Source organism: Pseudomonas sp. CH235, from assembly GCF_004368175.1.
GTDB lineage: Bacteria > Pseudomonadota > Gammaproteobacteria > Pseudomonadales > Pseudomonadaceae > Aquipseudomonas > Aquipseudomonas paraglycinae.
Genome location: NZ_RRZJ01000009.1, coordinates 39,364 through 62,257, shown reverse-complemented (window position 1 = coordinate 62,257; position 22,894 = coordinate 39,364). Strand labels below are relative to the sequence as shown.

The window sequence follows — 22,894 nt, the reverse complement described above, 5'->3', positions numbered from 1 at the left end:
GAGAAGCTTACTGGCTCACGGAGTTTTTCGTGTTTTTCAATCGTTGTTCAAAATTTCATGGGCGAAAATGGCTGTCGGTGTGTTCTGCTGGGCAGAGATCACCGGCCAATAAAAGGGAGCCCCGGTCCAGCCCTTTTCTTCCCGGCCATTCTGCCGGATTAAAATCAGCATGGGATTGTCGATGGCGTACTTCTTACGAATCTGCCCTTCGGTCTTGGTGCTATCCGGTGCGTCGGCATAAAGGGCGTGCGAGCCTGCACTGACAATGCGCTGGATTTCCCGGTCAACACGCACCATGCACCAAACCTTGCCTTGCGCGCTGGAGTCATTCGGCAGGCTGGCTAGGTACTGTAGCGCAGAGCGTGCTGCCTCCCAATCGAAGCTGTAGCCCTCGTCCTCCTCCATCTTGAAAGTGGGCTCCAAGGCGTTCAACAGCTCAATCGCCATCGCTACTGGGATCAGGGACGGCTCATCAAAGCTGCCTTTACCGGCGAGCTTATCAAGCTGCTGGTCTAACTTTTCAGTGATCGGGCGTAAATAGGATTTGGGCAACACCTGAAAGCCTACCGGGAGGATGCGCTTAAACGGCTTGAGCGTGGTGGTGCGTGATAAGGCGATCTTATTCGGACTACAGGGCTGTACGCCATTGCCAGGCGCCTTTTGGATGAAGACGACCGGCTGTTCAGGGTTCTTGGCCAAGGACTCGCGCAGAGCCACATCGCTCTCGTGCATGCGTTGCATGGCGGTATAGATGGTCGGCTCAGTGTAGAACCGAGTGATAGCGAGATCCTGCCGCGGGCGGAAGCCAAACATGCGCGAGTGCTGCAGCACGGTATCCTGCTGGTACACGTTGGGTTTGCGACCGTAGTAAAAGCCGATCAGGTTAGCAATAGTGACCCCACGGTCGAGAATCTGCCCACCGATGAAGATATTCAGCGGAGTGCGTAGTTTCAGCTGTCCATCATCATCGAGCAGCTCCTCGACCTGTTTCTCGGAGTTGACCTTGGTGATCATCAGCCAGTCCTGCTTGAGTGCTATTTTCACCTCTTGGGCGACCTCCTCAAGTAGGGGCAGATAATCTCCCTGTAGCTCCACCGAAGGTTGCAGCTCTAGGTAGGCACGCTGGATAAGGCTGCTCAACATCTGCGGCTCTTCGCTAACTGCTGCACTGAGTTTTTCCTTGATCTTCTCGACCAACTCCTCCTGCCAGGCATGTGCGGTAGTATTGGCCTCGGTATGCACAAGGAAACTGAACTTTTTCGCAGTCTTCCCTGCCTTCTTGTCCTGCAAGCGACGGATACAGCCACCGATGATGAAGTTACAAATTGCATCACGCAGGGTCGGGATCGCCTTGCTAGTCAGTACCTCCTCCAACTTCAGGCGACGACCATCTTTTTTGCGCAAAACCTGCAGCTCGTCCAAATCTACCGGCTGATAGAGAAATTTGGCCAGGTGGCCTTCATCCTGACTATCTTCAAAGTAGTATTCGCTACCCACGTAGGCGGCGTTGACGGGAACCAGCTCAGTAAAGGCCGGGCGGATCGGCCTGAAGCTGTCGCCTTTAATCTGCACATCGGCAGGCTGCAGGTAAAGCGAATAGGGGGTCGCAGTAACCTGCAGAAAAGCTGCACGCTCGACGATAACGCGCAAATGCTCGAGCTGACGAGCGGTGACGTTGATGTCCAATTCGCCCTTGTCGCGCTTGAAGCCTACGCTAGCGTAATCCGCCTCGTCATCGATGATCAGCACGCGCTTAGCTTTGAGCTGTGGGTATTTGCTTTTGAACAGATCTATAAGGCGGTTGAGGTTGTCAGTCTGCTTCTTCACCACAAGCACCAACTTCTGGTTAAGTTCGAAACCGGTGAGATGACCAGGCATGGTCATGATGTCGAAGACCTTGAGCAGGTCGTTCTCGTCGTGCGCACGGAACTCGCTCTTGATACGTTCGTAGGTCTGTTTAGCTAGAGCCTTGGTGCCCTTCGTCAGCACCACCGCCACATCGAAATCATTGTCGAAGGCCAACGCCATTACTGCCAGAAAGGTTTTCGTCTTACCCGACTGGATCTTACCAAGCAGCATACCGGGGTGGTCTTCACTGGTCTGGCTCAGCATCAGACGTTCGACGACTGACTCGATGCATTTGCAGTCTTCCTTGGAGTAACGTACATCGTCTTTGATAAAAGACGGGTAGAAATCACCCTGCTTGTTCATGCTTGTTCCTCAAATCGTCTAGTAAGTGCTAGTCCACTGCAGATTTTAAGTGCTCAGGCAGCGGCTGCTTGCACATGTGAGGCATTAGGTGGCGAACTTTCCTCACAAACAAGCAGGTACCTGCTGCATAGGTGTTGGATCATTTGGGCAAATTGTGCCGGCCGAAGCGGCCACTTGCCATCACTACCGTTGTTCCAGGCCAAGTGAAGCACCAGCGGACACACTTTGCTCAGCTTTGGCAGTTTTTTATGTATAAATGAGCGGTATTTCGCCCTAGAACTTGCAAATTCAGTACTGCCGTGTCCAGCCTGCGGCAGCCCAATCCAAATTCTCTGGCATCAGATAACGATTACTAGCGTCGGCCAGCCGATTGTTAGCCACTTCTTCTGCGGCTTTGAACAGCAACTTAGAGGCCTCCACATGGGGGCTTTGGGTACTGTGCTCGGCTGGAGTCAATAGCCATTGGCTAGCCGTCGCGGGATTCAATTTGGCTTGGCCATCATGAACCTGAACCACCACAAACTCCTGGCGCATGCGTTTACCCTGGGAACCTTGCCAGCGGAGCATGGCTCCTAGCAATGCGCCTTCCTCAAGTTCTGGTGCTTGGAGCATCGCCGCCAAACCGCCAAAGTCGTACTCGCAGGCTTTGGCCAGAAGGTACTGCATCAGCTTGGAATTGAGATCAAGTATGTGGGTATCCGGGCGATGGGCCGCTAGCGTGCGATCTAAAGTCGCATCCATGCGCGGTGAGGCATTCGGAGATAACCCAATATCGCGCATCACTTGCTCAGATAATCGGATGCGCAGCAGCCGTTCTTTATGGCTGCGATCGATAACCTCGATACCGAGTTGATTGAACATTCCCAAAACGAAGCTATAGAGATGACCGACAGTAATTTCAAGTTCATCACGCAGTTCATTTGGATCACTAGTAGCGGCGTGTGCAAATAACTCGCGCTGGTTAGCTGCAGCAGTTCGTGCCTGCTTTAACGCTTCGTCAATACGTTCGCGAGTACGATCTATGCCGAGTTTTGTAGCCTGTTGCAAGATATCTTCTACATCAATCAACTCGGCAAGCTCACCCAGGATTTCGTCCTTGAGGCCTTCGTTAAACTCATGCCGCTGAACCTCAGCCAAGTTAGTCACCACATTGTCGATTCGCTCATACATCAGGTCGACGATGTTTTGATCCAGGCTATCGGCTTGCTGGATATTGAATACGACAACTTTCTTCTGCTGCCCATAGCGATACAAGCGACCAATACGCTGTACGAGGCGCATCGGGTTCCAGGGCAAATCATAGTTGACCATGACGTGGCATTTGCTCTGCAGGTTGATGCCTTCCCCGCCTGCCTCAGTCGAGATCAGAAAGCGACCTAGCTCCTCGAAGCGCTTGATAGCCTCACGTCGTTCAGCATGTTGCATCGAACCATTGATGAGCTCGACTTGGTCGCTGCCATAGCGGTCGGTCAAAGCTTCACGAAGGTAATTTTGAGTGGTGCGGTATTCGGTAAAGATGAGCACCTTCTCGTCAGGATCGGCAGCGTGGATTTTGCCTATGATGTCCTCGATGAACAGCTTAAGTTTGAGGTCGTTGGCTTTTAGCAAGGCAGCCTCTTCGATAAGATCTTTCAGCAGCCTGACTTCACCAGCAAAGAACTCACGGGCATCGCTGGTGAACTGCTCTTCCCACTCGCCCAAGTAACGTTGATCTCTAGGTTCTTCTTCTGAGAGATCATTGATCTGGTCGTCGAGCAGGCGCTGGAGGCGGTTGCAGAGAGCCCTGTGAATAGCTGCTGCGCTTGAGGCTGCAAGCTTGCGATAGACAGTCATTACGAATCCAATGGCGTTACCGGTGCGGCCTAGTGCTTCTCCCGCTTCATAGCCTTTGCGCAAATAGTTCTGAAGTGTTTTATCGAAATCAATGGATTCAACGCTGCTAGGCACTTGTAACGCGCTGGTAATCTTGCCCTGGAAGATGAAATTCCCTTCAGCATCCGTGACGTCCGCTTTATGGTTGCGAAAAACCATGTCATGCAAAATCTCGGGCTTGACGCTGAGCGCCATTAGCTCGTTACGGCGCTCAGGACGAAGAAGCTCTAGCAGCGCCACGAACTTGTCTTGCATGCCCTGATGTGGGGTCGCGCTCAGCAATAGCATATGCTTAGTCTGGCTGCGTAAGCTTTTCGCCAGGTCATAGCGCTCCGAGCTGTCCAGCTTTTGTCCGTACTGGCGGCGGCTGAGTCGATGGCCTTCGTCGAAAATCACCAGATCCCAGGGATCTGCTTGAAGTAGGCTTTCCAGATGGCCCTCTTGCTTGAGTCGATCCATCGAGCCAATGACGAATTTATACATGCCCCATTCGCGAGGCTCATCGATAAAGAAATCCTCTCCATAGATTCTGAATTCATCTAGCTGGAATTTATCGAAGAGTTCTTCTTTCCATTGCTTGGTGAGCCCAGCTGGGGTGATCAGCAAGATTCGCTTAACTTGGTCACGTTGCCGAAGGGCATGCAGTAACATGCCGGTTTCAATGGTCTTGCCTAGGCCTACATCGTCTGCAATCAGCCAGCTGAGATTGCCGGAGGCTAGGATGTGGTGCACCAAATTAATTTGGTGGGGCAAAGGATCAATTCCCAGGTGAGAAAGGGCACCTGTATTTTCATTCCACACCTTAATTGCGTAGGCAAGCATGCGTAGGCGCATACGTTCGGCATCGTTTGGCTCACTCTTGCTAGCGGTGACAAACCGATGTTTAACCCCCTTTACCTGGCGTAAATACTGATAGGGCAACCAATGGCGCTCTCCTCGATCGGGAAAGTCGACCAACACTTGCTCACTGCCTGCCAAGGTGCGTTGCTGCATGATCACACCCTGTCCTAGGGAGCGAACGCCGCTGCCAGGAGTGGCATCGACCACATCCATGCCATTTTGAAAGCCCGAGCGAACCGCAGATGCATCAACGTAGGCCAGCTTCTTCTCCGGACTGAACCAGTGAACCTGAAGCTGATCCTCGACCTCTTTAGAAATGGTCATTTTGACGATGCCACGGCGTTCCCCTTGGCCGCTGGGTAGTGTTTGACTGACCCAGCAACCAGGAACATGGGTAAGCTTGAGAGGCTTCATGGACTAATCCTTTATCCTTACGACTCGATGCTTGGCGAGGGTTGATCGGTAGTCTGTGTATTCAAGGCAGATGCGAGCGGCGCCCCTGACCATTGAGGCGCGTCCTCATCATCAACAACATCGTCGACTCTGCTCGTGTCATCCTCACTCTTTAACCCTGGTTCTGTGGCATCAGGCCCATTTTCTCCACGCTTTCTTTTTCCAGAGGCGTTGAGGCACAGCTCTTCCTCTATGACAAGGGGCTTGTCACTGAAGTAGCAGCTGGGCTCCTGGGGATGCTTGTTTTGATAAACACCGAATACCCTTAGACGCTCGGTCTTCTCAATATCTAGAGTGTCGCAAAGTCCAAGATCGCTGTACTCCTCCGCCGGTAACTCCCTAGGATCACAAAAATCAAAGTGCTGATTGGCAGGCAAGCAGCCCTCAAGATTGGCGAACCTGAACCATACATACCGAATAAAGGCTTTGAACACGCGACGCAACGTGTGGTTTTCGTACCAGGAAGTAAATAAATTCTCGAGGAAAAATTCAATTTCTTCCACTTGGGGAAGCGAATCAAAGGAGCGCACAATCAGGAGTGCCGTCGGCCAGGATAATACGTAGTAGGACAGGCGACTACTGCCGGTTTTATCGAACGCGATCCAGTAGATATCGTTTTCCGCCCACATCACCTTGATGTGCGCTGCCAAGATAAGTTCGTCAGGAGTCAGCCCCTTTTCGATCTCTCTCTCCAACGCTAGGCGGGTTGCCCCCCACCCGCTAATTACAAAAATTTGTTGAACCAAACGTAATGTGCTTAGCGGCCAGTTAGCGTTTACAATCAACTCTGCTGCTTTCTGAAGTGCGCGATCTTCGCGGGAAAGCGTGTCTGCAATCCAGTCATTGCATTCGACATCTACCGCTTCCTGACTGTCGAAGACTTCATCCGGATCAAAGGCATAGGCCGCATAGTCATCATCTAGATCGCGGAAATCATCTAGGACAGTACTGGTGTCCCCTTCGTGTTCTTTCCCAAGATCAATGAAGGTCAGATCATGCAAGTCATGGTCGAAATCGATTCCATTTTCCGGATCTTCAATCCCCAGCCCATAAGGCGCGCCTAACTCAGGGTAAGCGTAGGGAAGGTCGTCATCATGTTCGTCAAAAATATCATCGTGAATCCGAAAACCGGCGGCTAGCGGCTCAGACAATTGAGACAAGTCTGAGTGAGCAGGGACGGCATCAGTGTCAGCCTCTAGTGAACTCGAGGACAAAGTATGTATGACGCCTAGTGATCGCCCCGACTTCTTGATTACATGGACGCTAGCTTGCGTTTCGCCGGAGGAAGTGATTTTTCGCGGTATTGCAAGCTTAAGAATGGACTTTTTTGGAGTTGGTGAAGTGGCCTCATCTTCACTAGCACGTTCTTCAGAGTCATGTGTTGCGGCTAGGGATGTCTCAAGCTCGTCCACTGCATCGGTCTCATCGGCTAATGTCGATGATTCTTTGGAGGCCAGTTCCACATGATTTTCCCACCAGCCTTCCTGGCTCAAAGGGGGGAACTGAGCGGTTGCTTGCTGACTGAAATCAAGTGAGTTTTCGGCTTCCACCGAAGAGGCCTGGCCAGCTGTTGCAGATGAGGGCCCAAGTGTAGCCAGCGATGTAGCGGAGTCGTTGAGATAGGCCAAGTCGCTAGCCCTAGGCAGATCGTCATCCTCTGACTCTACTAGGTTTGTTTCAACAAAGGCACGCTGTTGTCGCCTAAGCAGTAGCCCCCTCTTAATCGCCTTGGCCGCATCAAGCGGGCGTTTTTGAAGCATATAAATGCGGCCAAGTAAACTTAGGTAGTCCGGCTCCTCAATGGACTCATTGGCTTCGAATAGGATCGTCTCTGCCGCTCGAAGATTGCCTGAGGCAACGAGGTCATTGACGTCTTTGAGCAGGACTTCTTTGCTACGTTGCTTGCACTTGAGCGAAAGCGCTTGAGGAGTGCGACTTTGTTTGAAATGTAGAATGCGTTCAAGGCGATGCTTTATGTCGCCCGCCGCTTGGTGGTTCCTTAGGAATTCGCTGAGAAGCGTTCGGGCGGTGGCATGCTGCTTTTGAGTAATCAGAAGCGTAGTGGCTTGAAGCAGTCCCTCTGAGGAATAGCCGTTCAGGCACACACGTATCTTCGCCTCAAACTCAGCTGGATCCGATGAGGCATGCCCCCACAGTTCGTCCAACAGCGACTCCCAATCCATTCCCATACCGACTCCGTGACGACACAGCTTAGATTTTTATGGTCTTGGAGCGATAGCAGCGAGACCGCCCCATCGCTGCTGAGTTCTGTGCCGTGTGTCACATTATCCAGACCGACTGTGCGGGTAAAGGCAAAAAGCCAGCGGAGCGCTAATTAATTATCCGATCAGCACGCACCGACACGTGGAATCAAGGCCCATCGTGCGCTGCTTAAACTTGGTTTTATGGAATATGAACTTAGTTTCCAGCTCAGCGCTATCGTGTTCAGCCTAATGCGCACCTGAGTAGCGTGCTGAGCTGGGTTTGGCAAACTCGCTACAAACGGCCTACTCAGCATGCCCACTTTCGGATGAACAGATGATCTTTTCGGCCATACCTGCAGGACGGTTATGAAGCATCTCGCTCAATCCAGCTCTCGAGGTATTCCAGTCGGTATCCCAGAGAAATTTACAAGAACAAATTAATCAATTAGATCAAACACCTAAGAAACCAATTCAACTTTCCCCGGCCCACCAACTCTCAACGACAAGGCCCGCCCAGTGCGGGCCTTGTCGCATCTGGAGATTCATCCCGGGAGACCTCATGCGCCAGGCACTGCTGATCATCGACGTCCAACCCGGTTTCTCCCCGCCGCAATGGCTGATCGACGGCATTCAATCGCTCATCGGCAAACTGCCGAGCGTCGCCACGGTCGAGCGCCATGATGAAACCCGCACACCGTTCCAGCGCCAGCTCGGCTGGCACCCAGCGGCGGACGATGACAGCCTGATCGCCGCAGACCGCATCTTCATCAAATACGGCTACGCGCCCTCCCCGGACACCCTCGAATACCTGAAAAACCTGAATCTGGATCGCGTGCTGGTCTGTGGTCTGCAAACCGAAACCTGCTGCCTTGCCGCCGGGTTTGCGCTGTTCGATGCCGGTTTGCAGCCGACGTTGCTCACGGATCTGACGGTGGGCTCGTCGCTGGATCGTTCAGGTGGTCTGGGTGTGCGGTTGTGGGAACATCACTTCAAACACACGCTGACGTCGAGTGAACTTCGCTCCTGCCTGCAGGCGTCCTAGGAAATTTCCCGCAACCCGCGTCGACTTCCATGAACTGGTTCAAGATGCTTCCAAACGCTAGTCTTCGCGCTCCGCTGCAACCCGGCAGATGGTTTACCAAAGGAATTCGCCGGGAGCCTGAAACCATGGAGCCTTGTCATGAAAAAAGACACCCCAAGCCTGCCTGATCAAACACCGCCTCACGAAACCGAATCGAAAGAACCGGCTGTACTTGCCCAGCCTCAGGAATACGTGAGAAAGCCGCGTCGCACCCTGCCTTTCAACGAGATTTTCTCCGTGCGCACCGACGTGGACACGGCCACTCTGCTGACCCATGCCTGTGAAACCCTGGCGGCGCTCAACATGATGACGGCGAACATTGCGGATGATTTCACTGGCTCTCAGCGCAGCCGGTTACTGGCGATCCGGCAGCTGTCGATCATGACCGAAATGCTGGTCAATCGCGCCGTGGAGAACCTGGATCCGGTGAATCTGGTGCCCCGTACGACGGCGCCTGTCGTGCACTGAAAACGACCGTTCGTCGATGGCGCAAGTCGTTCATCGACATGAACTTTTCTTCACCCCGGCGGCGGTGATGGCCGTGTACATTGGCCTCGCTCATTCAAGAAACTACGGTTCGCCCGCGCTCCTGCGGGCTTTTTTTCGCCTGCGTTTTGCCTGGCAGGCGATAGACGCAGGTGTCTTGCTCGCCGTGCCGTTCCGATTGCCGGGCCCCTGGGTGGATCCTGATCAACACAAACCCGACAGCCTCGGCCAGACGCCGGCTTCGCGCATTGGCAGAGGACGCCGTCAGGTAAAAGGTGAATTCAGGAAGGTTGTTGGGCAGGTGCGTGAGGGCGGCGCGCATGTAGCCCTTGCCCGATTGCTCGGTGTTGGCCCAATAACCCACGACGTAGCGGTTGCGCGAGCGGGGCTTGAGTCCGATGCAACCGATCAGCGCTTGCCCGTCCTCGGTCACGATCAGCCATCGTCGCTCGCCGGTTTCACTGTTGAACTCTTTTCGGGCCTTCAGCAGGAACTCAAGCGCCTGCTCCGCGTTGGTGTACTCACGCGGCCAGGGCAGAAATTCCGAATGATCGAGGTAGCTGGCATTCAGCGCCTGCTGAAACAACGAGTAAAACGCCGGATCCGCCGGTATCAGTCGCAGCGACTGCTCCCCCGCCTTGAATGCCCATTCCATCATGTCCTCCTTGAACGACGAATCTCATAACCGGATGTGAAGTGAATCAGGGAAATTTATAGTGCTCTGCGTTCGGCGATCCAGTTGTGTTTTCCGTCCGGCCGGACAATTCTGTCAATCATTCCCTGCTTCCGGAGCACCCGATGCCGCTGCTGACCCTGCCCTGTCAACGCCTGACGCTCGCGGTACTCGACCCGGATCAAGCGGCGCTGGAAAGCGCGTTCTACCAGCGCAATCAACGCCACCTCGCCCCGTGGTCGCCGATTCGTACCACCGATTACTTTTCCACTGAACAGATCCGGCGGCGCCTTGAGATACAGGCCAGCGCCTTCGAAGCCGGGCTCGCGGTGCATATGGCGTTGCTGACCCCCGGATGGTGAGCAGATGATCGGCGCCTGCAATTTCAGCGGGATCATTCGCGGTGCGTTTCAGGCGTGTTATCTGGGTTATCACATCGACGAGGCGCATCAGGGCAAGGGGTTGATGCAGGAAGCGCTGGAGGCGGCCATCGCCTATATGTTCGACACTCAGAACCTGCACCGGATCATGGCCAACTACATTCCCGGCAATGAGCGCAGCGCCCGGTTGCTGGAGCGCCTCGGTTTTGAACGTGAAGGTTATGCCAAGGCGTACCTGAACATCGCCGGGCGCTGGCAGGATCATGTGCTGACGGCGCGGGTCAATCCGCGTTTTGAAGCGCCGGAGCAACGCTGGTCGCGGCCGCTGTCGTGACGTTCACAAATTATTAAGGAATGGCCGCGTAAGCTCGGGTTTCCGCTCACTTCCGGTTGCCTGAACCCATGTCGCGTGCCGCCTCTTCCCTGCTTCTGCTTGCCGCTCTGCTGTTCTTTTTCGCCCTCGGCAGCCATCAACTGCAAGGTTCCACCGAGGCCCGGGTGGCGGGCATTGCGATGGAGATGCACCTGGACAACGACTGGGTGACGCCGCGTCTGTTTGGCGAGCCCTTTCTGGAAAAGCCGCCACTGAGCCTGTGGCTGGACGCCGGCGCCCTGCGGGTTTTCGGTGTCTCGCCCTGGGCGGTGCGACTGGCGTCGGCGGTGGCCGGGTTGCTCAGCGTGATGCTGCTGTACGCCATGTTGCGTCGATTTGAACGCCCGAAGGCCATCGCCTGGACGGCGGGGATTCTGCTGGCGACCATGGCCAGTTACTGGAGCAACGTGCGCGGGGTCGGCGAGGATGCTCTGCTTGCCCTCGGCGTGACCATGACTTTGCTGGCCTTTTTTCAGGCGCAGCGAGCATCGAACCCGGGCAACTCGTTGCTGTTTGTAGTCGGGATTGCGATTGCTACGCTGAGCAAAGGCGTGCTCGGCCTGGCGATGCCGGGGGTGGTGATTTTCGCTTATCTGCTGGCCGACAATCTGATGGACAAGCGCTTCAAACTGACGGACTGGCTGCGGCCCGGTTTGTTGACAGCGCTCGGGCTGATCCCGCTGCTGATCTGGCTCGCCGTGCTCTATCAGCGCGGCGGCGTCCAGGCGGTCAGCGAAGTGTTGCTGACCAACAGCGTCGGACGCTTCAGCGGATCGTTCGTCGAAGCCGGCCACTACGAGCCGTTTTACTACTACCTCGCCAAACTGCCGCAGGCGTTTCTGCCCTGGAACATTCTGGTGTACCTGGGCCTGTGGCATTTTCGCAAGGATCTGAAGGCCAACCGTTACCTGCTGTTTTTCAGCCTGTGGATCATTGCGCAATTCATCCTGCTGACCCTGGCCTCAAGCAAACGCACCGTGTACCTGATGTCGATGACACCCGCAGCGGCAGTGATCGCGGCGGAATATGCGGGCGTACTGTTCGACAAGTTGAAGGATCACAAGAATGGTTTTGTCGGACGAATCGCCCGTCATCGTCAGACAGTGGCGGCGGGGATACTGACGGTGGTCATCGCCAGCTACCTTGGCGCCGCGCAATGGGCACTGCCGAACGCCGATAAACACCTGTCGTTCCTGCCGCTGACCGAACACATCCAGTCGCTGCAAGCGAGCGGCAGTCAGGTCGCACTATTTCAAGCCAACGAACGGGTCGGCGGCGCCAGCGTGTTCTACACCCAGAGCGTACTCAAGGGCCTGGACACCGATGCGCAGCTACGGGAATTTCTCAGCGCATCGCCCTCGCACATCGCCGTGATGTCGGGAGACAGCGAACCCGCCGCACCGCTGAAAGTCCACAAGACCATGATGGTCGGGCGCCAGGCGTATTACTTCGTAGGCTATTGAAACCACAACAGCACAAACGAAAAACCCGCCGGTGATGGCGGGTTTTTCATTTCAGCGGCGAGGCCTCAGAGAGAAACCTCAGGCTGTGCGCCGAACACCTTCCGCTCACGCTTGCTCAACATCGGCAATTCCAGACGAGCCCGCCCGTAAAACGCCAGCGCCGTCAGCAAACACGCCAGCCACACGAAGATCCCGGCCCAGAATGTGTGGGACATGTAGTGCCAGCCCTGTAGGACTCGCGTAGTGCCGTAGACAAAACCGAGCAGCAGCGAGCCCCACAACAACGCGCTGGAGAAACGCCACTGGTAACGACGCGCCACGAAATACAGCGCCAGCATGGTGAAGCCACCGGAAGCATGACCGCCCGGCCAGCAACGCCCTTCGCCCGCTTCGTGGAACAGCTGGAAATTGTTGTACCACTCGATGTGCGGCATCTTTCCGCCGTACAGCGTGGTCTCGATCGGGCAGTAAACGCTGGTGTGCGACTTGAGGAAATGGATCACCCCGGTGCAGACCGCGAAAGCCACCACCACAAACAGAAAATCCCTACGGTGATCGGCGGCAAAACGCAGCACCGGCGCGACTTTACAGCGCTCGAGAAAACCGCCCAGACGCGGATGCTTTTGCGGTTTCACTAACGGCCAGACAAACGACAACATCGCGCCGATCAAGGCGATTTCGGCGGTCCAGTTCGGAATGATCCGTGCCCACTTGTGGGTCAGTTTTTCGAAGAAGTGAATCTTGTCGAGCGGGAACGATTGGCTCAGCGGATCGAACAGCAGATTGCTGAACGCGATGTCGATACGGGTCATGTCGAACATCAGGAACACCAGCGCGGCACATAGCAGCGGGATGCCGAAGTTGTAAGCGTAAAAGCGTGATTTCATCGGGTGGTCACCGTGCGCCAGTCGGAAGCTTCAATGAAGCCGAGCATCTGTGGGGCCGCCGGGCTGGCGGCGGAAACAAACAGCGATGCGCCGTACCCGAGAGTCGAGGCCGGCACCTTGAGGTCCTTTTCCAGCTGCGCCATGCATTCGCTGTGGGTCACCAGAATCAGGTTGCGTCCCGGTACTTTGTGCGCGAGCGCGTCCTGCAGCATCCGGCCCTTGCAGCTGATCAGCCAGTCTTCGCCGGTCGCGGCCTTGTTGAACATGTAGCCGGCGGTCTGCACCGTGCGCATCATCGGGCTGTTGTAGACGTCGGCCTTGTCCAGGCCCAACTGCTCGAACTGCGCGCCGACGCTCACCGCGACACTGCGCGAGCGATCGGTGATGCCATCGTGGCCGCTCAGACAAGCCGCTTTCGAGTGGTCGCATCGCTCGACGTGGCGCACCAGCACGATGATGTCGCCTTTGTTCCAGCCCTCCTTCAGCGCCTGAGCCCCGGCCACATTGCCATGGGCAAGGTCAGGCACCGCCGCCGGGGCCAGCAGCCAAAGGGTCAAAGGGATCACCAGCACCGAGGCCGCCAATACCACCCAGGTGTTTCGAAAACGGGTCAGACCGCTCAGATCAATCGAGCGTTTGACGCCGAACAGACTCAGTCTCAATTCCACAAAAAGCCGCCATCACGTGTCATTCGATGCGGCGAGGTTAGAGAGCACGGCGTGGGCAGCCAGTGAAACCCATGTGAAAAAAGTCTTGGAGGCGCTTGTTACAAATTCCGTAGGACAAAAACCTTTCAGCTCTCGGATTTGCGGCCGATACAGTCCTGCTTACACCCTTGCTGGCGCAAAAAAACAACAATCTTCCAGCCTGACCGACGATCAAGACGCACAACGTTTTTCTGGAGGATTTTTGATGAATAGCTGGTTCGGCAACATCAGCGTGAACCTGAAACTGGGGCTCGGATTCGGCCTCGTCCTGGCCCTGACCTGCATCCTGGCGCTCACTGGCTGGACCAGCCTGGGCGGCCTGATTGACCGCAGCAACTGGATGAGCGACATCACCCAGCTCAACGCTGGCCTGACCAAACTGCGCGTGGTGCGCCTGCAATACATGCTGACCAACGGCGATGAAACCGCCGCGCAGAACGTGCAGACCACCCTCGACGGGTTCGCCGCCCAACAGCAGAAGCTGATCAGCAGCTTCAAGAGCCCGGAAAACGTCAAGCTGCTCAAGGAGCAGGCGGCGACCATCGCCGATTACCAGACTTCGCTGAACAAGATGCGTAACGCCTACCGCACCGGCAACACGGCGCGCGACTCGATGGCCACCAGTGCCGCGACGGCTTACGGCCTGATCGAAGCGCTGAGCAACCGCGTTCAGCAAATGCCGCTGAGCGATGAGCGTTTCGAGCAGTTCCAGGCCGTCACCGCCGCCAAGGAAGCGTTCATCCTGGCGCGCTACGAAGTGCGCGGCTACACCGCCACCGCCAACGCCGAGACCGAGCAGAAAGCCGTCGGCCAACTGGACGTGGCCATCGCCAGCCTCAAGCCACTGAACACGCATTTCGCCAGCACCCAACAGGACGCCCTGCGTCAGCTGGAAACCGCACTGACCAACTACCGCAGCGCCTTGCAGGCGTTCAAGAACGCCAACACCGATGCGGTGCAGGCGCGCAAGGAAATGACCGATCAGGGCGCGACCATCGTGACCCTGAGCGAGCAGCTGTATCAGATCCAGCTCGATCGCCGTGATGCAGAAAGCGCCCAGGCCCGCACCCTGCAACTGATCAGCACCCTGCTGGCGTTGCTGGTCGGCATCATCGCTGCCTTCATCATCACCCGTCAGATCACCCGTCCGCTGCAGGAAACCATGGCTGTGGTCGACCGCATCGCCAGCGGCGACCTGAGCCAGAACGTGATCGTCACCCGCCGCGACGAACTCGGCGTGCTGCAACAAGGCATCGCGCGCATGGGCGTGACCCTGCGCGACCTGATCAGCGGCATCCGCGACGGGGTGACCCAGATCGCCAGCGCCGCCGAAGAACTGTCGGCCGTGACCGAACAGACCAGCGCCGGCGTGAACAGCCAGAAGGTCGAGACCGATCAGGTCGCCACCGCGATGCACGAGATGACTGCCACCGTGCAGGAAGTCGCGCGCAACGCCGAAGAAGCCTCGCAAGCCGCAGCCGCCGCTGACGGCGAAGCCCGCGAAGGCGACAAAGTGGTGAACGAAGCCATCGCCCAGATCGAACGTCTGGCCAGCGAAGTGGTGCGCTCCACCGAAGCCATGAGCGTGCTGCAACAGGAAAGCGACAAGATCGGCAGCGTCATGGACGTGATCAAGGCTGTGGCCGAACAGACCAACCTGCTGGCCCTCAACGCTGCCATCGAAGCCGCCCGTGCCGGTGAAGCCGGTCGCGGTTTTGCCGTGGTTGCCGACGAAGTCCGTGGCCTGGCCCAGCGCACGCAGAAATCCACCGAGGAAATCGAAGGCCTGGTGGCCGGTCTGCAGAACGGCACGCAGCAAGTGGCCGCCGTGATGAACAACAGCCGCGCCCTGACCGACAGCAGCGTCGCCCTGACCCGCAAGGCTGGCGACTCGCTGGAAAACATCACCCGCACGGTGTCGAACATCCAGTCGATGAACCAGCAGATCGCCGCAGCCGCCGAACAGCAAAGCGCCGTGGCCGAAGAAATCAGCCGCAGCATCATCAACGTCCGTGACGTGTCGGAGCAAACTGCTGCGGCGAGTGATGAGACCGCCAAGTCCAGCGTTGAACTGGCGCGGTTGGGTGGGCAGTTGCAGCAGATGGTGAGCCACTTCCGCGTGTAAACCCTGCACACGAAAGCCGACATACAAAGAAGGGCAGCTGAAAAGCTGCCCTTCTTTTTTGTCCTGAAATTGCGGGCTTTTTTGAGCGATGTTTATCAACCGCTGAGGTTTTCTGAACGTGATGGCAGATCAAGTTCGACGCCACCCATGGCGCCGAATCGATTGCGTATCCGAGTACCTAATCCGCCGGCTCGATCAACCGTAGCCAACGCGTTCTCCAGAATCTGCCGCGCTTCGTCTTCCATGGAATGACCGTTTTGGACGGCGGCGATACGCAATTGCTCTGTCACCTGCTCATCGAGTCGAATAGTGATGCTGGTCATGAGGCTTCCCCCGCAATCTTTGAAATGAGTGATCGCAGACTAACAAACCAGTTCGAAGATCTCTGTATGGTCCCAAGGCCAGCCATTTACTTTATTCGCGGATTCAAATTACCTTTCAGAGCGCTCATCCGCCCACGGCGGCCTCGATCAAGAGGATTCGGTCATGCAATCGCTCGGCTTCACCTCCGTCCCACCGCTGCTCAAGTACCTGCGCCATGCCGAACATCTGGGCCTGGCCATCGAGCCTGCGTTGGCGGCGGCCGGGTTGCAGGCGCAGCAGTTGAGCGACAACAGCCTGCGCCTTCCGGGTGAAACCCATGAGCGGTTGCTCGATTACTTTTGCGAACACTCGGGCGATCCGCTGTTCGGCCTCAACGCCGCGAATTTCGTGCTGCCCAACTCGTGGAGCGTGCTCGGCTACATCACCATGAACTGCGCGACATTGGGCGACGCCATGAGCCGGATCATGCCGTTCGAAAAACTGGTGGGCGATATGGGTGTTAGCCGCGCCGAGGTACACGACAGCCACGTACACCTGATCTGGAGCTGTCGCTTTGAGCGGCCGCGGATTCGCCGGCATCTGGTGGAAAACGTACTCGGCTCCTGGCTGCAATACGCACGCTGGATCGCCGATACCCGACTGTCGCCGGCCGCCGTGTGGCTGCAACACTCACTCCCGGCGAGCACGACGCTGGCGCAGTACGAACAGTTTTTCGAATGCCCGGTGCTGTTCGATCAGGCGTATTCAGCGCTGATCGTGCCGTTGCCGTATTTGCAGTTGCCGTTGCGCCAGGCCGATGCGCATTTGCTGCGCACCCTGGAAGAACACGCGCAGAGTTTGATGGCGACGCTGGAGGATGCGTCGCTGGAGCAGCGGGTCAAAAGCATCCTGCGCCAGTTGCTCAAGGAAGGCCTGCCGCGCAAGGAACAAGTGGCCGAACATCTCGCCGTCTCGGTGCGCACGCTGCAACGCCAGTTGCATCAGGCCGGCACGTCGTATCAGCAGATTCTCGATGAACTGCGCCAGGAACTGGCCGAGCATTACCTGCTCAACAGCACCCTGCCGATTCAGGACATTGCCCAGTATCTGGGCTTCAGCGAATCACGCTCCTTTCACCGCGCCTTCAAGAGCCGACGCGGGATGCCGCCCGGTGAGTTTCGGCAGACTCACCGGGTTAGTGGTGGTGGCGAGTAAGAGTACGGCTCACAGCAGTCCCCTCACCCCAGCCCTCCCGAAACGTCGGACCGCCCGGAGGGAGAGGGAGCCGACCGCGAAATACTCACGATCTACGCCGAACTGAAAACGCTTCTGTGAATCCATAATCGCCACGATCTTTCAGGTCGATGCATGACGATAGACACCTCGGTCAGTCCCCTCTCCCCTTGGGAGAGGGTTAGGGTGAGGGGGCTTTTGGCTCAGAGGCTGATCGCGTTGGTGAACACCAGACGATTGCCGAACGGATCGGCGATGGTCATGTCCTGGCTGCCCCACGGCATGGCCTGAATCTGTGGATGCGAAAACTTGTATTCCTTGGCCAGCAACTGCTGCTGAAACGCCTCCAGCTCATCGGTCTCGATCCGCAGGGCCGAACCCGGTGTCGCATCGCCGTGGTGTTCGGACAAATGCAGCACGCACTCGCCGCGCGAGACCTGCAGGTACAACGGGAAACCGGGTTCGAAACGATGCTGCCAATCGATCTTGAAGCCGAGGAAGTCGACGTAGAATTCCACGGCCTTGGCTTCATCGAAAATCCGCAGGATCGGGGTGGTTTTGCCGAAGCTCATGGGTTGCTCCCTGACTGATTGGCCCCAGAGTGTAGCCGGGGTGGATGTCAGCAATTCGGCTTGGTGATGGCTTTCTTTAATTGCAATGTGCCATCACCGTGACGCAGTCAGCAAAATTCAGCGAAAGCCGTCGCGCAGATCGCCCTGGCGCGCGAGGAACCGCCCTGGTCTCTGGCCGTTGGCCTGACCGTCGCGGTAACTCAACACGCCATTGATCCACACGCCATCAATGCCTTGGGCGGCACGTTGCGGGTCGTTGAAGTCCGCCACGTCACGCACGGTCGCCGGGTCGAACAACACCAGATCCGCCCAGTGGCCTTCACGAATCTCGCCTCTTTCCTTCAAGCCGAAACGCGCCGCCGACAGACCGGTCATCTTGTGCACCGCGGTATGCAGCGGAAAAAGCCCGACATCGCGACTGAAATGTCCGAGCACTCGTGGGAAAGCGCCCCACAGGCGTGGATGCGGGAACGGGTCTTCCGGCAGGCCATCGGAGCCGACCATCGACAGCGGATGAGCGAGGATCCGGCGCACGTCGTTCTCGTCCATCCCGTAATACACCGCGCCCGCCGGTTGCAGGCGTTTGGCGGCGTCGAGCAACGACAGGTTCCATTCGGCGGCGATGTCCATCAGGTCGCGACCGCCCATTTCCGGATGCGGCGTCGACCAGGTGATGGTGATGCGGTGGGCGTCGGTGACCTGCTTCAGATCCAGGGTCGAAGAACTCGCCGCATACGGGTAGCAATCGCAGCCGACCGGGTGGGTTTTCGCCGCCTCTTCCAGCGAGGCGAGCAACTGCGGACTGCGGCCCCAGTTACCGGCACCGGCGCATTTGAGGTGGGAAATGATTACCGGCGATCGGGCGTGGCGTCCGATACGGAAGGCCTCGTCCATTGCTTCCAGCACCGGTTCGAATTCACTGCGCAGGTGGGTGGTGTACACCGCGCCAAATGCATTCAATTCTTCGGTCAATTGCATGACTTCGTCGGTGGATGCCGAGAACGCGCTCGCATACGCCAGCCCGGTGGATAACCCAAGGGCGCCCGCCTCCAGGCTTTCACGCAACTGCTCGCGCATCGCGCTGATTTCAGCGTCGGTCGCGGTGCGGAACAGATCATCGAGGTGATTGCTGCGCAGCGCCGTGTGCCCGACCAGCGCCGCCACGTTCAGTGTGGTATTGGCCGCTTCCACCGCCGCCCGATAATCGCGAAAACGTGGATAGACGAAGGCCGCCGCAGTGCCAAGCAGGTTCATCGGATCCGGCGGATCGCCGCGCAAACTGACCGGCGCCGCACTGATCCCGCAGTTGCCGACAATCACCGTGGTCACGCCCTGGCTGAGCTTGGGCAGCATCTGCGGCTGACGGATCACCACGGTGTCGTCGTGGGTGTGCACGTCGATGAAACCCGGCGCCAGCACACGGCCAGCGGCGTCGATTTCATCGGTGGCGCGGGCATCGCCCAAGTCGCCGATGCGCGCGATGCGGCCATCGAGGATCGCCACGTCGGCGGCGTAACCGAGGCGGTTGCTGCCGTCGATAACCAAGGCGTTGCGAATCAGGGTGTCGTACAGCATGTCAGTCTCCCAGCGGCAGGTGATCGTCGCCGCCACGGTATTCGTCGAGGGCGAGTTTGATCCGCCGCAGACGTTCTTGATTGTCTTCAGGATTGGCCAGCGCCAGCTCGGTGGCCAGCACGTCGATGGCGAGCAGCATGCCGTAGCGCGCCGCCGTCGGTTTGTAGATGAACGAGGTCTCGGCGCCTTGCAGCGGCAGGACGATATCGGCCAGTTCCGCCAGCGGCGAGTCGGCGCGGGTGATGGCGAGAATCCGTGCGCCGTAGTTGCGCGCCAGCGCCACGGTCTCCAGCAACTCCGGGGTAATGCCGGTCAGCGAACAGACGATCACTACCTGCTCGGCGCTGAGGCTGGCGGCGGTGACGCGCATCATCACCGCGTCGTGGCACACCGCAATCGGGTAGCCGAGGCGCACCAGTCGCACCTGCAATTCGTCGCTGCACAGGGTCGAGCAACCACCGATGCCGAAGGCGTGGATCATCCGCGCCTGGCCCAGCAGTTTCACCGCATCGGCGAAGCGTGATTCATCGAACGCCGCTAGATGCTGGCGCAGAGTGGTTTCGATATCGCCGACGATCTGCCCGTAAAACGCCGACTGTTCGGGCGTGCCCGCCGGGTCGAGAAAACGGCTGCCGACGCCGCTGGCCTGGGCCAGTTGCAGGCGCAGATCGCGCAGGTCGCGACAGCCGACGGTGCGGGCGAAGCGCGACAGCGTGGCGGTACTGACTTCGGCCCGCTGCGCCAACTCTTCGAGGCTGGCGGAGGCGGCAAATCCTACGTCGTCGAGCATCAGACGGGCGATGCGTCCTTCACCGGCGCTGAAGGAATCCTGACGGGCGCGGATCTGATAAAGGATGTCCATGGCGGATAACTCCGACTACAGCAGGTAAGAAAGACCGACGGTCAGGGCGAAAGCGACAACCGAGATCAGGGTTTCCAGCACCGTCCAGGTCTTGAACGTCTGGGCTACGGTCATGTTGAAGTATTCCTTGATCAACCAGAAGCCGCCGTCGTTGACGTGGGAAAAGATAACCGAGCCCGCGCCGGTCGCCAGCACCAGCAGTTCCGGGTGGGGATAACCCAGACCGATGGCCACTGGCGCCACTACGCCGGAAGCCGTGGTCATGGCGACGGTGGCCGAACCGGTGGCGATGCGCATCAACGCGGCGAACAGCCAGCCCATGATCAGCGGCGACAGGTGAAATTCGTGAGCGAGGCCGACGATCTGATCGGTGACGCCGGCGTCCACCAGAATCCGGTTCAGACCGCCACCGGCGCCCACCAGCAAGGTAATGCTGGCGGTCGGTGCCAGACATTCGTTGGTGAATTTGAGGATCGATTCGCGGTTGAAACCCTGGGCAATGCCGAGCGTCCAGAAGCTCAACAGCGTCGCCAGCAACAGCGCGATCACCGAGTTGCCGATGAACAACAGGAACTGATTGAAAGCGCTGCCCGGGGTGGAAATCAGGTTGGCCCAGCCGCCGATCAGCATCAGCACCACCGGCAACAGAATGGTCGCCATGGTGATGCCGAAACCCGGCAGGCTGTCGCGGGGTTCGCGTTCGAGGAATTGTTTTTCCAGCGGGTTATCCGCCGGCAACTGAATGCGCGGCACGATGAATTTGGCGTACAGGGGGCCGGCAATGATCGCCGTCGGAATGCCGATGGCAATCGCGTACAGCAAGGTCTGCCCGACCGACGCCTGATACGCCTGCACCGCCAGCATCGCCGCCGGGTGCGGCGGCACCAGCGCATGCACCACCGACAACCCCGCGACCATCGGCAAACCGACCATCAGAATCGACACGCCGACCCGCCGCGCCACGGTAAAGGCAATCGGCACCAGCAACACGAAACCGACTTCGAAAAACAGCGGCAGCCCCACCAGAAACGCAATGCACACCATCGCCCAGTGCGCGTTCTTCTCGCCAAAGCGCTCGATCAACGTGCGCGCCATCTGCTCGGCGCCACCGGACTCGGCCATCATCTTGCCGAGCATCGTCCCCAGCGCCACCACCAGCGCAATGTGCCCCAGCGTCTTGCCCACCCCGGCCTCATACGCCCCCACCACGCCCGACGGCGGCATCCCTGCCACCAGCGCCAGGCCGATGGAAATCAGGGTGATGACAATGAACGGATTGAGCCGGTAACGGGCGATCAGAACGATCAGGGCGATGATGGCAACGGCGGCGTACACCAGCAGCCAATAGCCGAAGGACGGTGTCATGCGGTACTCCTCGAAAGGGTCACGTTCGAATGGGTTGTGAAACTCATAAATCATTTCGAGATCGAGTTTTCAAACCAAGTGAAAGTAATTTTCGTGGAGGGATAATGGTTGTCGTTTTTGGGTATGTCTTGTCGCGAATAATGAAAATCGCGGGGTGGGATTTTCATGGTTTTCGGGCACAAAAAACCGGTGGAAACAAGCAAGCTTGTTTCCACCGGTCTCGGAGGCGTCAGCTTTTCAGCGTGAACTCACACCATTTCGTTACGAATCCATTCAACCACCGACGTACGCTTCGGCGCCCAGCCCAGCAGTTCGCGGGCGTGTTTGCCGCGTACGCGGCTGTTGGAGCCGAGGCCGTAGTTGGCCATTTCGTAGCCCCACTCGGCTTCGGCGTCTTTCAGCGGCCAGTCTTGTGGCTCGCCGAGGTTCAGGGCTTCGGCCATGGCGGTGGTCATGTCGATGAACGACGCTTCGCCGCTTTCGACGAAGTAGAAGGTGCCCGGGACGTTTTTGGTCAGGGCCAGCAGGTACAGCGCCACCACGTCTTCGATGTGCACGTTGGACCAGATGTTCTGACCGGTGCCGACGTGGCGCACCACAGCACTTTTGCGCGCCTGTTTCAGCAGGCGCGGCAGTTGCACGCTGTCGCGATTGACGCCCAGGCTGTGGCCGTAGATCAGGGTGTTGCAGATGACGGCCGAGTTCACGCCGTCCTGCGCGGCGGCGAGGATCAGATTGTCGATGGCCACGCGTGCGGCCTTGTCGACGGTTGGCTCCGGCAGGTTGTCTTCGAAGTAGATGACCTCGCTGGATTTGCCGCCGGATGCATCGCCGACGATGCTCGAACCGCTGGTGTGCAGGAATACTTTGTTCGAGCCGCGCAGGGCATCGAGCAAGGCTTCGACCGCGCCGCGATGGTCGCTGCTGGCGGCGTTGATCACGGCATCGGCGGCGCGGGCCTGTTCGGCCAGCAATGCGTTGTCGTCGAGGGTGCCGATTACCGGGGTGATGCCCAGTGCTTTCAGCTCATTGGCCTGTTCGGCGCTGCGCACCAGACCGGTGACGGTGTGGCCGGCCTGGACCAGACCGGTGGCGATGGAGCCGCCGATAAAGCCGGCAGCGCCGGTGACGAATACGTTCATGGAGAAACTCCCTGCGTGAGTAAGTGATGCAACGAGTATCGACCGGCGAGCCCGGTAGAAAAACCCGCCCATAACCAAATCACTGTT

At 57.8% G+C, this 22,894-nt stretch carries 17 protein-coding genes and 2 pseudogenes; 7 read left to right on the top strand and 12 right to left on the bottom strand.

Annotated elements, in window-relative coordinates:
- Nucleotides 1-36: 36 nt before the first annotated feature.
- The 3 genes from EIY71_RS12095 to EIY71_RS28735 all read right to left on the bottom strand — a co-directional run bounded on the left by EIY71_RS12095 (nt 37) and on the right by EIY71_RS28735 (nt 7,565).
- Entirely contained in the window at nt 37-2,211 is a 2,175-nt protein-coding gene (locus tag EIY71_RS12095) for a Z1 domain-containing protein (protein ID WP_134021820.1), read from the bottom strand.
- A gap of 288 nt (nt 2,212-2,499) precedes the next feature.
- Nucleotides 2,500-4,917, bottom strand: a complete 2,418-nt coding sequence (locus EIY71_RS12090) for a DEAD/DEAH box helicase (protein WP_134021884.1) — start codon at nt 4,915-4,917, stop codon at nt 2,500-2,502.
- Between the two features lie 437 nt (nt 4,918-5,354).
- Nucleotides 5,355-7,565, bottom strand: a complete 2,211-nt coding sequence (locus tag EIY71_RS28735; protein WP_236676589.1) for a hypothetical protein — start codon at nt 7,563-7,565, stop codon at nt 5,355-5,357.
- 574 nt (nt 7,566-8,139) lie between these two features.
- Between EIY71_RS28735 and EIY71_RS12075 the strand changes: the two genes are divergently transcribed.
- The gene (locus EIY71_RS12075; protein ID WP_134021818.1) at nt 8,140-8,622 is read left to right on the top strand and encodes an isochorismatase family protein; all 483 of its coding nucleotides are present in this window, start codon (nt 8,140-8,142) and stop codon (nt 8,620-8,622) included.
- A gap of 138 nt (nt 8,623-8,760) precedes the next feature.
- Nucleotides 8,761-9,129: a DUF6124 family protein gene (locus EIY71_RS12070; protein WP_074691942.1), complete on the top strand. Its 369-nt coding sequence runs from the start codon at nt 8,761-8,763 to the stop codon at nt 9,127-9,129.
- Nucleotides 9,130-9,223: 94 nt separating this feature from the next.
- On the opposite strand, the gene EIY71_RS12065 is transcribed toward EIY71_RS12070, so the two are convergent.
- Complete coding sequence (locus EIY71_RS12065) at nt 9,224-9,802, bottom strand: GNAT family N-acetyltransferase (protein WP_134021816.1); 579 nt, start codon at nt 9,800-9,802, stop codon at nt 9,224-9,226.
- Nucleotides 9,803-9,945: 143 nt separating this feature from the next.
- On the opposite strand from EIY71_RS12065, the pseudogene rimJ reads away from it, so the two are divergent.
- Nucleotides 9,946-10,534 (top strand): annotated as a pseudogene (gene rimJ, locus EIY71_RS12060) (ribosomal protein S5-alanine N-acetyltransferase).
- A 68-nt stretch (nt 10,535-10,602) separates the two neighbouring features.
- Complete coding sequence (locus tag EIY71_RS12055; protein WP_134021814.1) at nt 10,603-12,036, top strand: glycosyltransferase family 39 protein; 1,434 nt, start codon at nt 10,603-10,605, stop codon at nt 12,034-12,036.
- Between the two features lie 65 nt (nt 12,037-12,101).
- Here EIY71_RS12055 and EIY71_RS12050 read toward each other — a convergent pair whose 3' ends face one another.
- Nucleotides 12,102-12,923 (bottom strand): phosphatase PAP2 family protein, encoded by an 822-nt coding sequence (locus tag EIY71_RS12050; protein WP_134021812.1) that lies wholly within the window; start codon nt 12,921-12,923, stop codon nt 12,102-12,104.
- The gene (locus EIY71_RS12045; RefSeq protein WP_134021811.1) at nt 12,920-13,591 is read right to left on the bottom strand and encodes a histidine phosphatase family protein; all 672 of its coding nucleotides are present in this window, start codon (nt 13,589-13,591) and stop codon (nt 12,920-12,922) included. Before EIY71_RS12045 ends, EIY71_RS12050 begins: the two co-directional genes overlap by 4 nt.
- A gap of 244 nt (nt 13,592-13,835) precedes the next feature.
- Here EIY71_RS12045 and EIY71_RS28925 point away from each other — a divergent pair.
- Both EIY71_RS28925 and EIY71_RS28920 read left to right on the top strand, forming a co-directional pair.
- Nucleotides 13,836-14,897 (top strand): annotated as a pseudogene (locus EIY71_RS28925) (methyl-accepting chemotaxis protein); the annotation flags it as partial.
- Nucleotides 14,892-15,755 (top strand): methyl-accepting chemotaxis protein, encoded by an 864-nt coding sequence (locus EIY71_RS28920; protein ID WP_371857340.1) that lies wholly within the window; start codon nt 14,892-14,894, stop codon nt 15,753-15,755. The pseudogene EIY71_RS28925 and the gene EIY71_RS28920, both read left to right, overlap by 6 nt.
- Nucleotides 15,756-15,850: 95 nt before the next feature.
- Here EIY71_RS28920 and EIY71_RS12035 read toward each other — a convergent pair whose 3' ends face one another.
- Nucleotides 15,851-16,078, bottom strand: coding sequence for an Arc family DNA-binding protein (locus EIY71_RS12035; RefSeq protein WP_134021807.1), 228 nt, complete (start codon nt 16,076-16,078; stop codon nt 15,851-15,853).
- A gap of 163 nt (nt 16,079-16,241) precedes the next feature.
- On the opposite strand from EIY71_RS12035, the gene EIY71_RS12030 reads away from it, so the two are divergent.
- Nucleotides 16,242-17,273: an AraC family transcriptional regulator gene (locus EIY71_RS12030; RefSeq protein ID WP_134021805.1), complete on the top strand. Its 1,032-nt coding sequence runs from the start codon at nt 16,242-16,244 to the stop codon at nt 17,271-17,273.
- A 221-nt stretch (nt 17,274-17,494) separates the two neighbouring features.
- Here the strand turns inward: EIY71_RS12030 and EIY71_RS12025 are convergent, their stop codons facing one another.
- From EIY71_RS12025 to EIY71_RS12005, 5 genes are all read right to left on the bottom strand, one after another.
- The gene (locus EIY71_RS12025; RefSeq protein ID WP_011332360.1) at nt 17,495-17,863 is read right to left on the bottom strand and encodes a glyoxalase superfamily protein; all 369 of its coding nucleotides are present in this window, start codon (nt 17,861-17,863) and stop codon (nt 17,495-17,497) included.
- 117 nt (nt 17,864-17,980) lie between these two features.
- Entirely contained in the window at nt 17,981-19,438 is a 1,458-nt protein-coding gene (locus tag EIY71_RS12020; protein ID WP_134021803.1) for a D-aminoacylase, read from the bottom strand.
- Nucleotide 19,439: 1 nt separating this feature from the next.
- Complete coding sequence (locus tag EIY71_RS12015; protein WP_007953817.1) at nt 19,440-20,300, bottom strand: MurR/RpiR family transcriptional regulator; 861 nt, start codon at nt 20,298-20,300, stop codon at nt 19,440-19,442.
- A gap of 15 nt (nt 20,301-20,315) precedes the next feature.
- Nucleotides 20,316-21,665, bottom strand: a complete 1,350-nt coding sequence (locus EIY71_RS12010; protein ID WP_134021801.1) for a GntP family permease — start codon at nt 21,663-21,665, stop codon at nt 20,316-20,318.
- Between the two features lie 248 nt (nt 21,666-21,913).
- On the bottom strand, nt 21,914-22,807 hold the full coding sequence (locus EIY71_RS12005; protein WP_134021799.1) for an NAD-dependent epimerase/dehydratase family protein: 894 nt from the start codon (nt 22,805-22,807) through the stop codon (nt 21,914-21,916).
- Nucleotides 22,808-22,894 lie beyond the last annotated feature (87 nt).

Bases quoted from the DNA above. Each gene is read 5' to 3' on its own strand.
- EIY71_RS12095 (WP_134021820.1), bottom strand. From the start codon at position 2,211: ATGAACAAGCAGGGTGATTTCTACCCGTCTTTTATCAAAGACGATGTA.
- EIY71_RS12090 (WP_134021884.1), bottom strand. From the start codon at position 4,917: ATGCGCCTACGCATGCTTGCCTACGCAATTAAGGTGTGGAATGAAAAT.
- EIY71_RS28735 (WP_236676589.1), bottom strand. From the start codon at position 7,565: ATGGGAATGGATTGGGAGTCGCTGTTGGACGAACTGTGGGGGCATGCC.
- EIY71_RS12075 (WP_134021818.1), top strand. From the start codon at position 8,140: ATGCGCCAGGCACTGCTGATCATCGACGTCCAACCCGGTTTCTCCCCG.
- EIY71_RS12070 (WP_074691942.1), top strand. From the start codon at position 8,761: ATGAAAAAAGACACCCCAAGCCTGCCTGATCAAACACCGCCTCACGAA.
- EIY71_RS12065 (WP_134021816.1), bottom strand. From the start codon at position 9,802: ATGGAATGGGCATTCAAGGCGGGGGAGCAGTCGCTGCGACTGATACCG.
- EIY71_RS12055 (WP_134021814.1), top strand. From the start codon at position 10,603: ATGTCGCGTGCCGCCTCTTCCCTGCTTCTGCTTGCCGCTCTGCTGTTC.
- EIY71_RS12050 (WP_134021812.1), bottom strand. From the start codon at position 12,923: ATGAAATCACGCTTTTACGCTTACAACTTCGGCATCCCGCTGCTATGT.
- EIY71_RS28920 (WP_371857340.1), top strand. From the start codon at position 14,892: ATGGGCGTGACCCTGCGCGACCTGATCAGCGGCATCCGCGACGGGGTG.
- EIY71_RS12035 (WP_134021807.1), bottom strand. From the start codon at position 16,078: ATGACCAGCATCACTATTCGACTCGATGAGCAGGTGACAGAGCAATTG.
- EIY71_RS12030 (WP_134021805.1), top strand. From the start codon at position 16,242: ATGCAATCGCTCGGCTTCACCTCCGTCCCACCGCTGCTCAAGTACCTG.
- EIY71_RS12025 (WP_011332360.1), bottom strand. From the start codon at position 17,863: ATGAGCTTCGGCAAAACCACCCCGATCCTGCGGATTTTCGATGAAGCC.
- EIY71_RS12020 (WP_134021803.1), bottom strand. From the start codon at position 19,438: ATGCTGTACGACACCCTGATTCGCAACGCCTTGGTTATCGACGGCAGC.
- EIY71_RS12015 (WP_007953817.1), bottom strand. From the start codon at position 20,300: ATGGACATCCTTTATCAGATCCGCGCCCGTCAGGATTCCTTCAGCGCC.
- EIY71_RS12010 (WP_134021801.1), bottom strand. From the start codon at position 21,665: ATGACACCGTCCTTCGGCTATTGGCTGCTGGTGTACGCCGCCGTTGCC.
- EIY71_RS12005 (WP_134021799.1), bottom strand. From the start codon at position 22,807: ATGAACGTATTCGTCACCGGCGCTGCCGGCTTTATCGGCGGCTCCATC.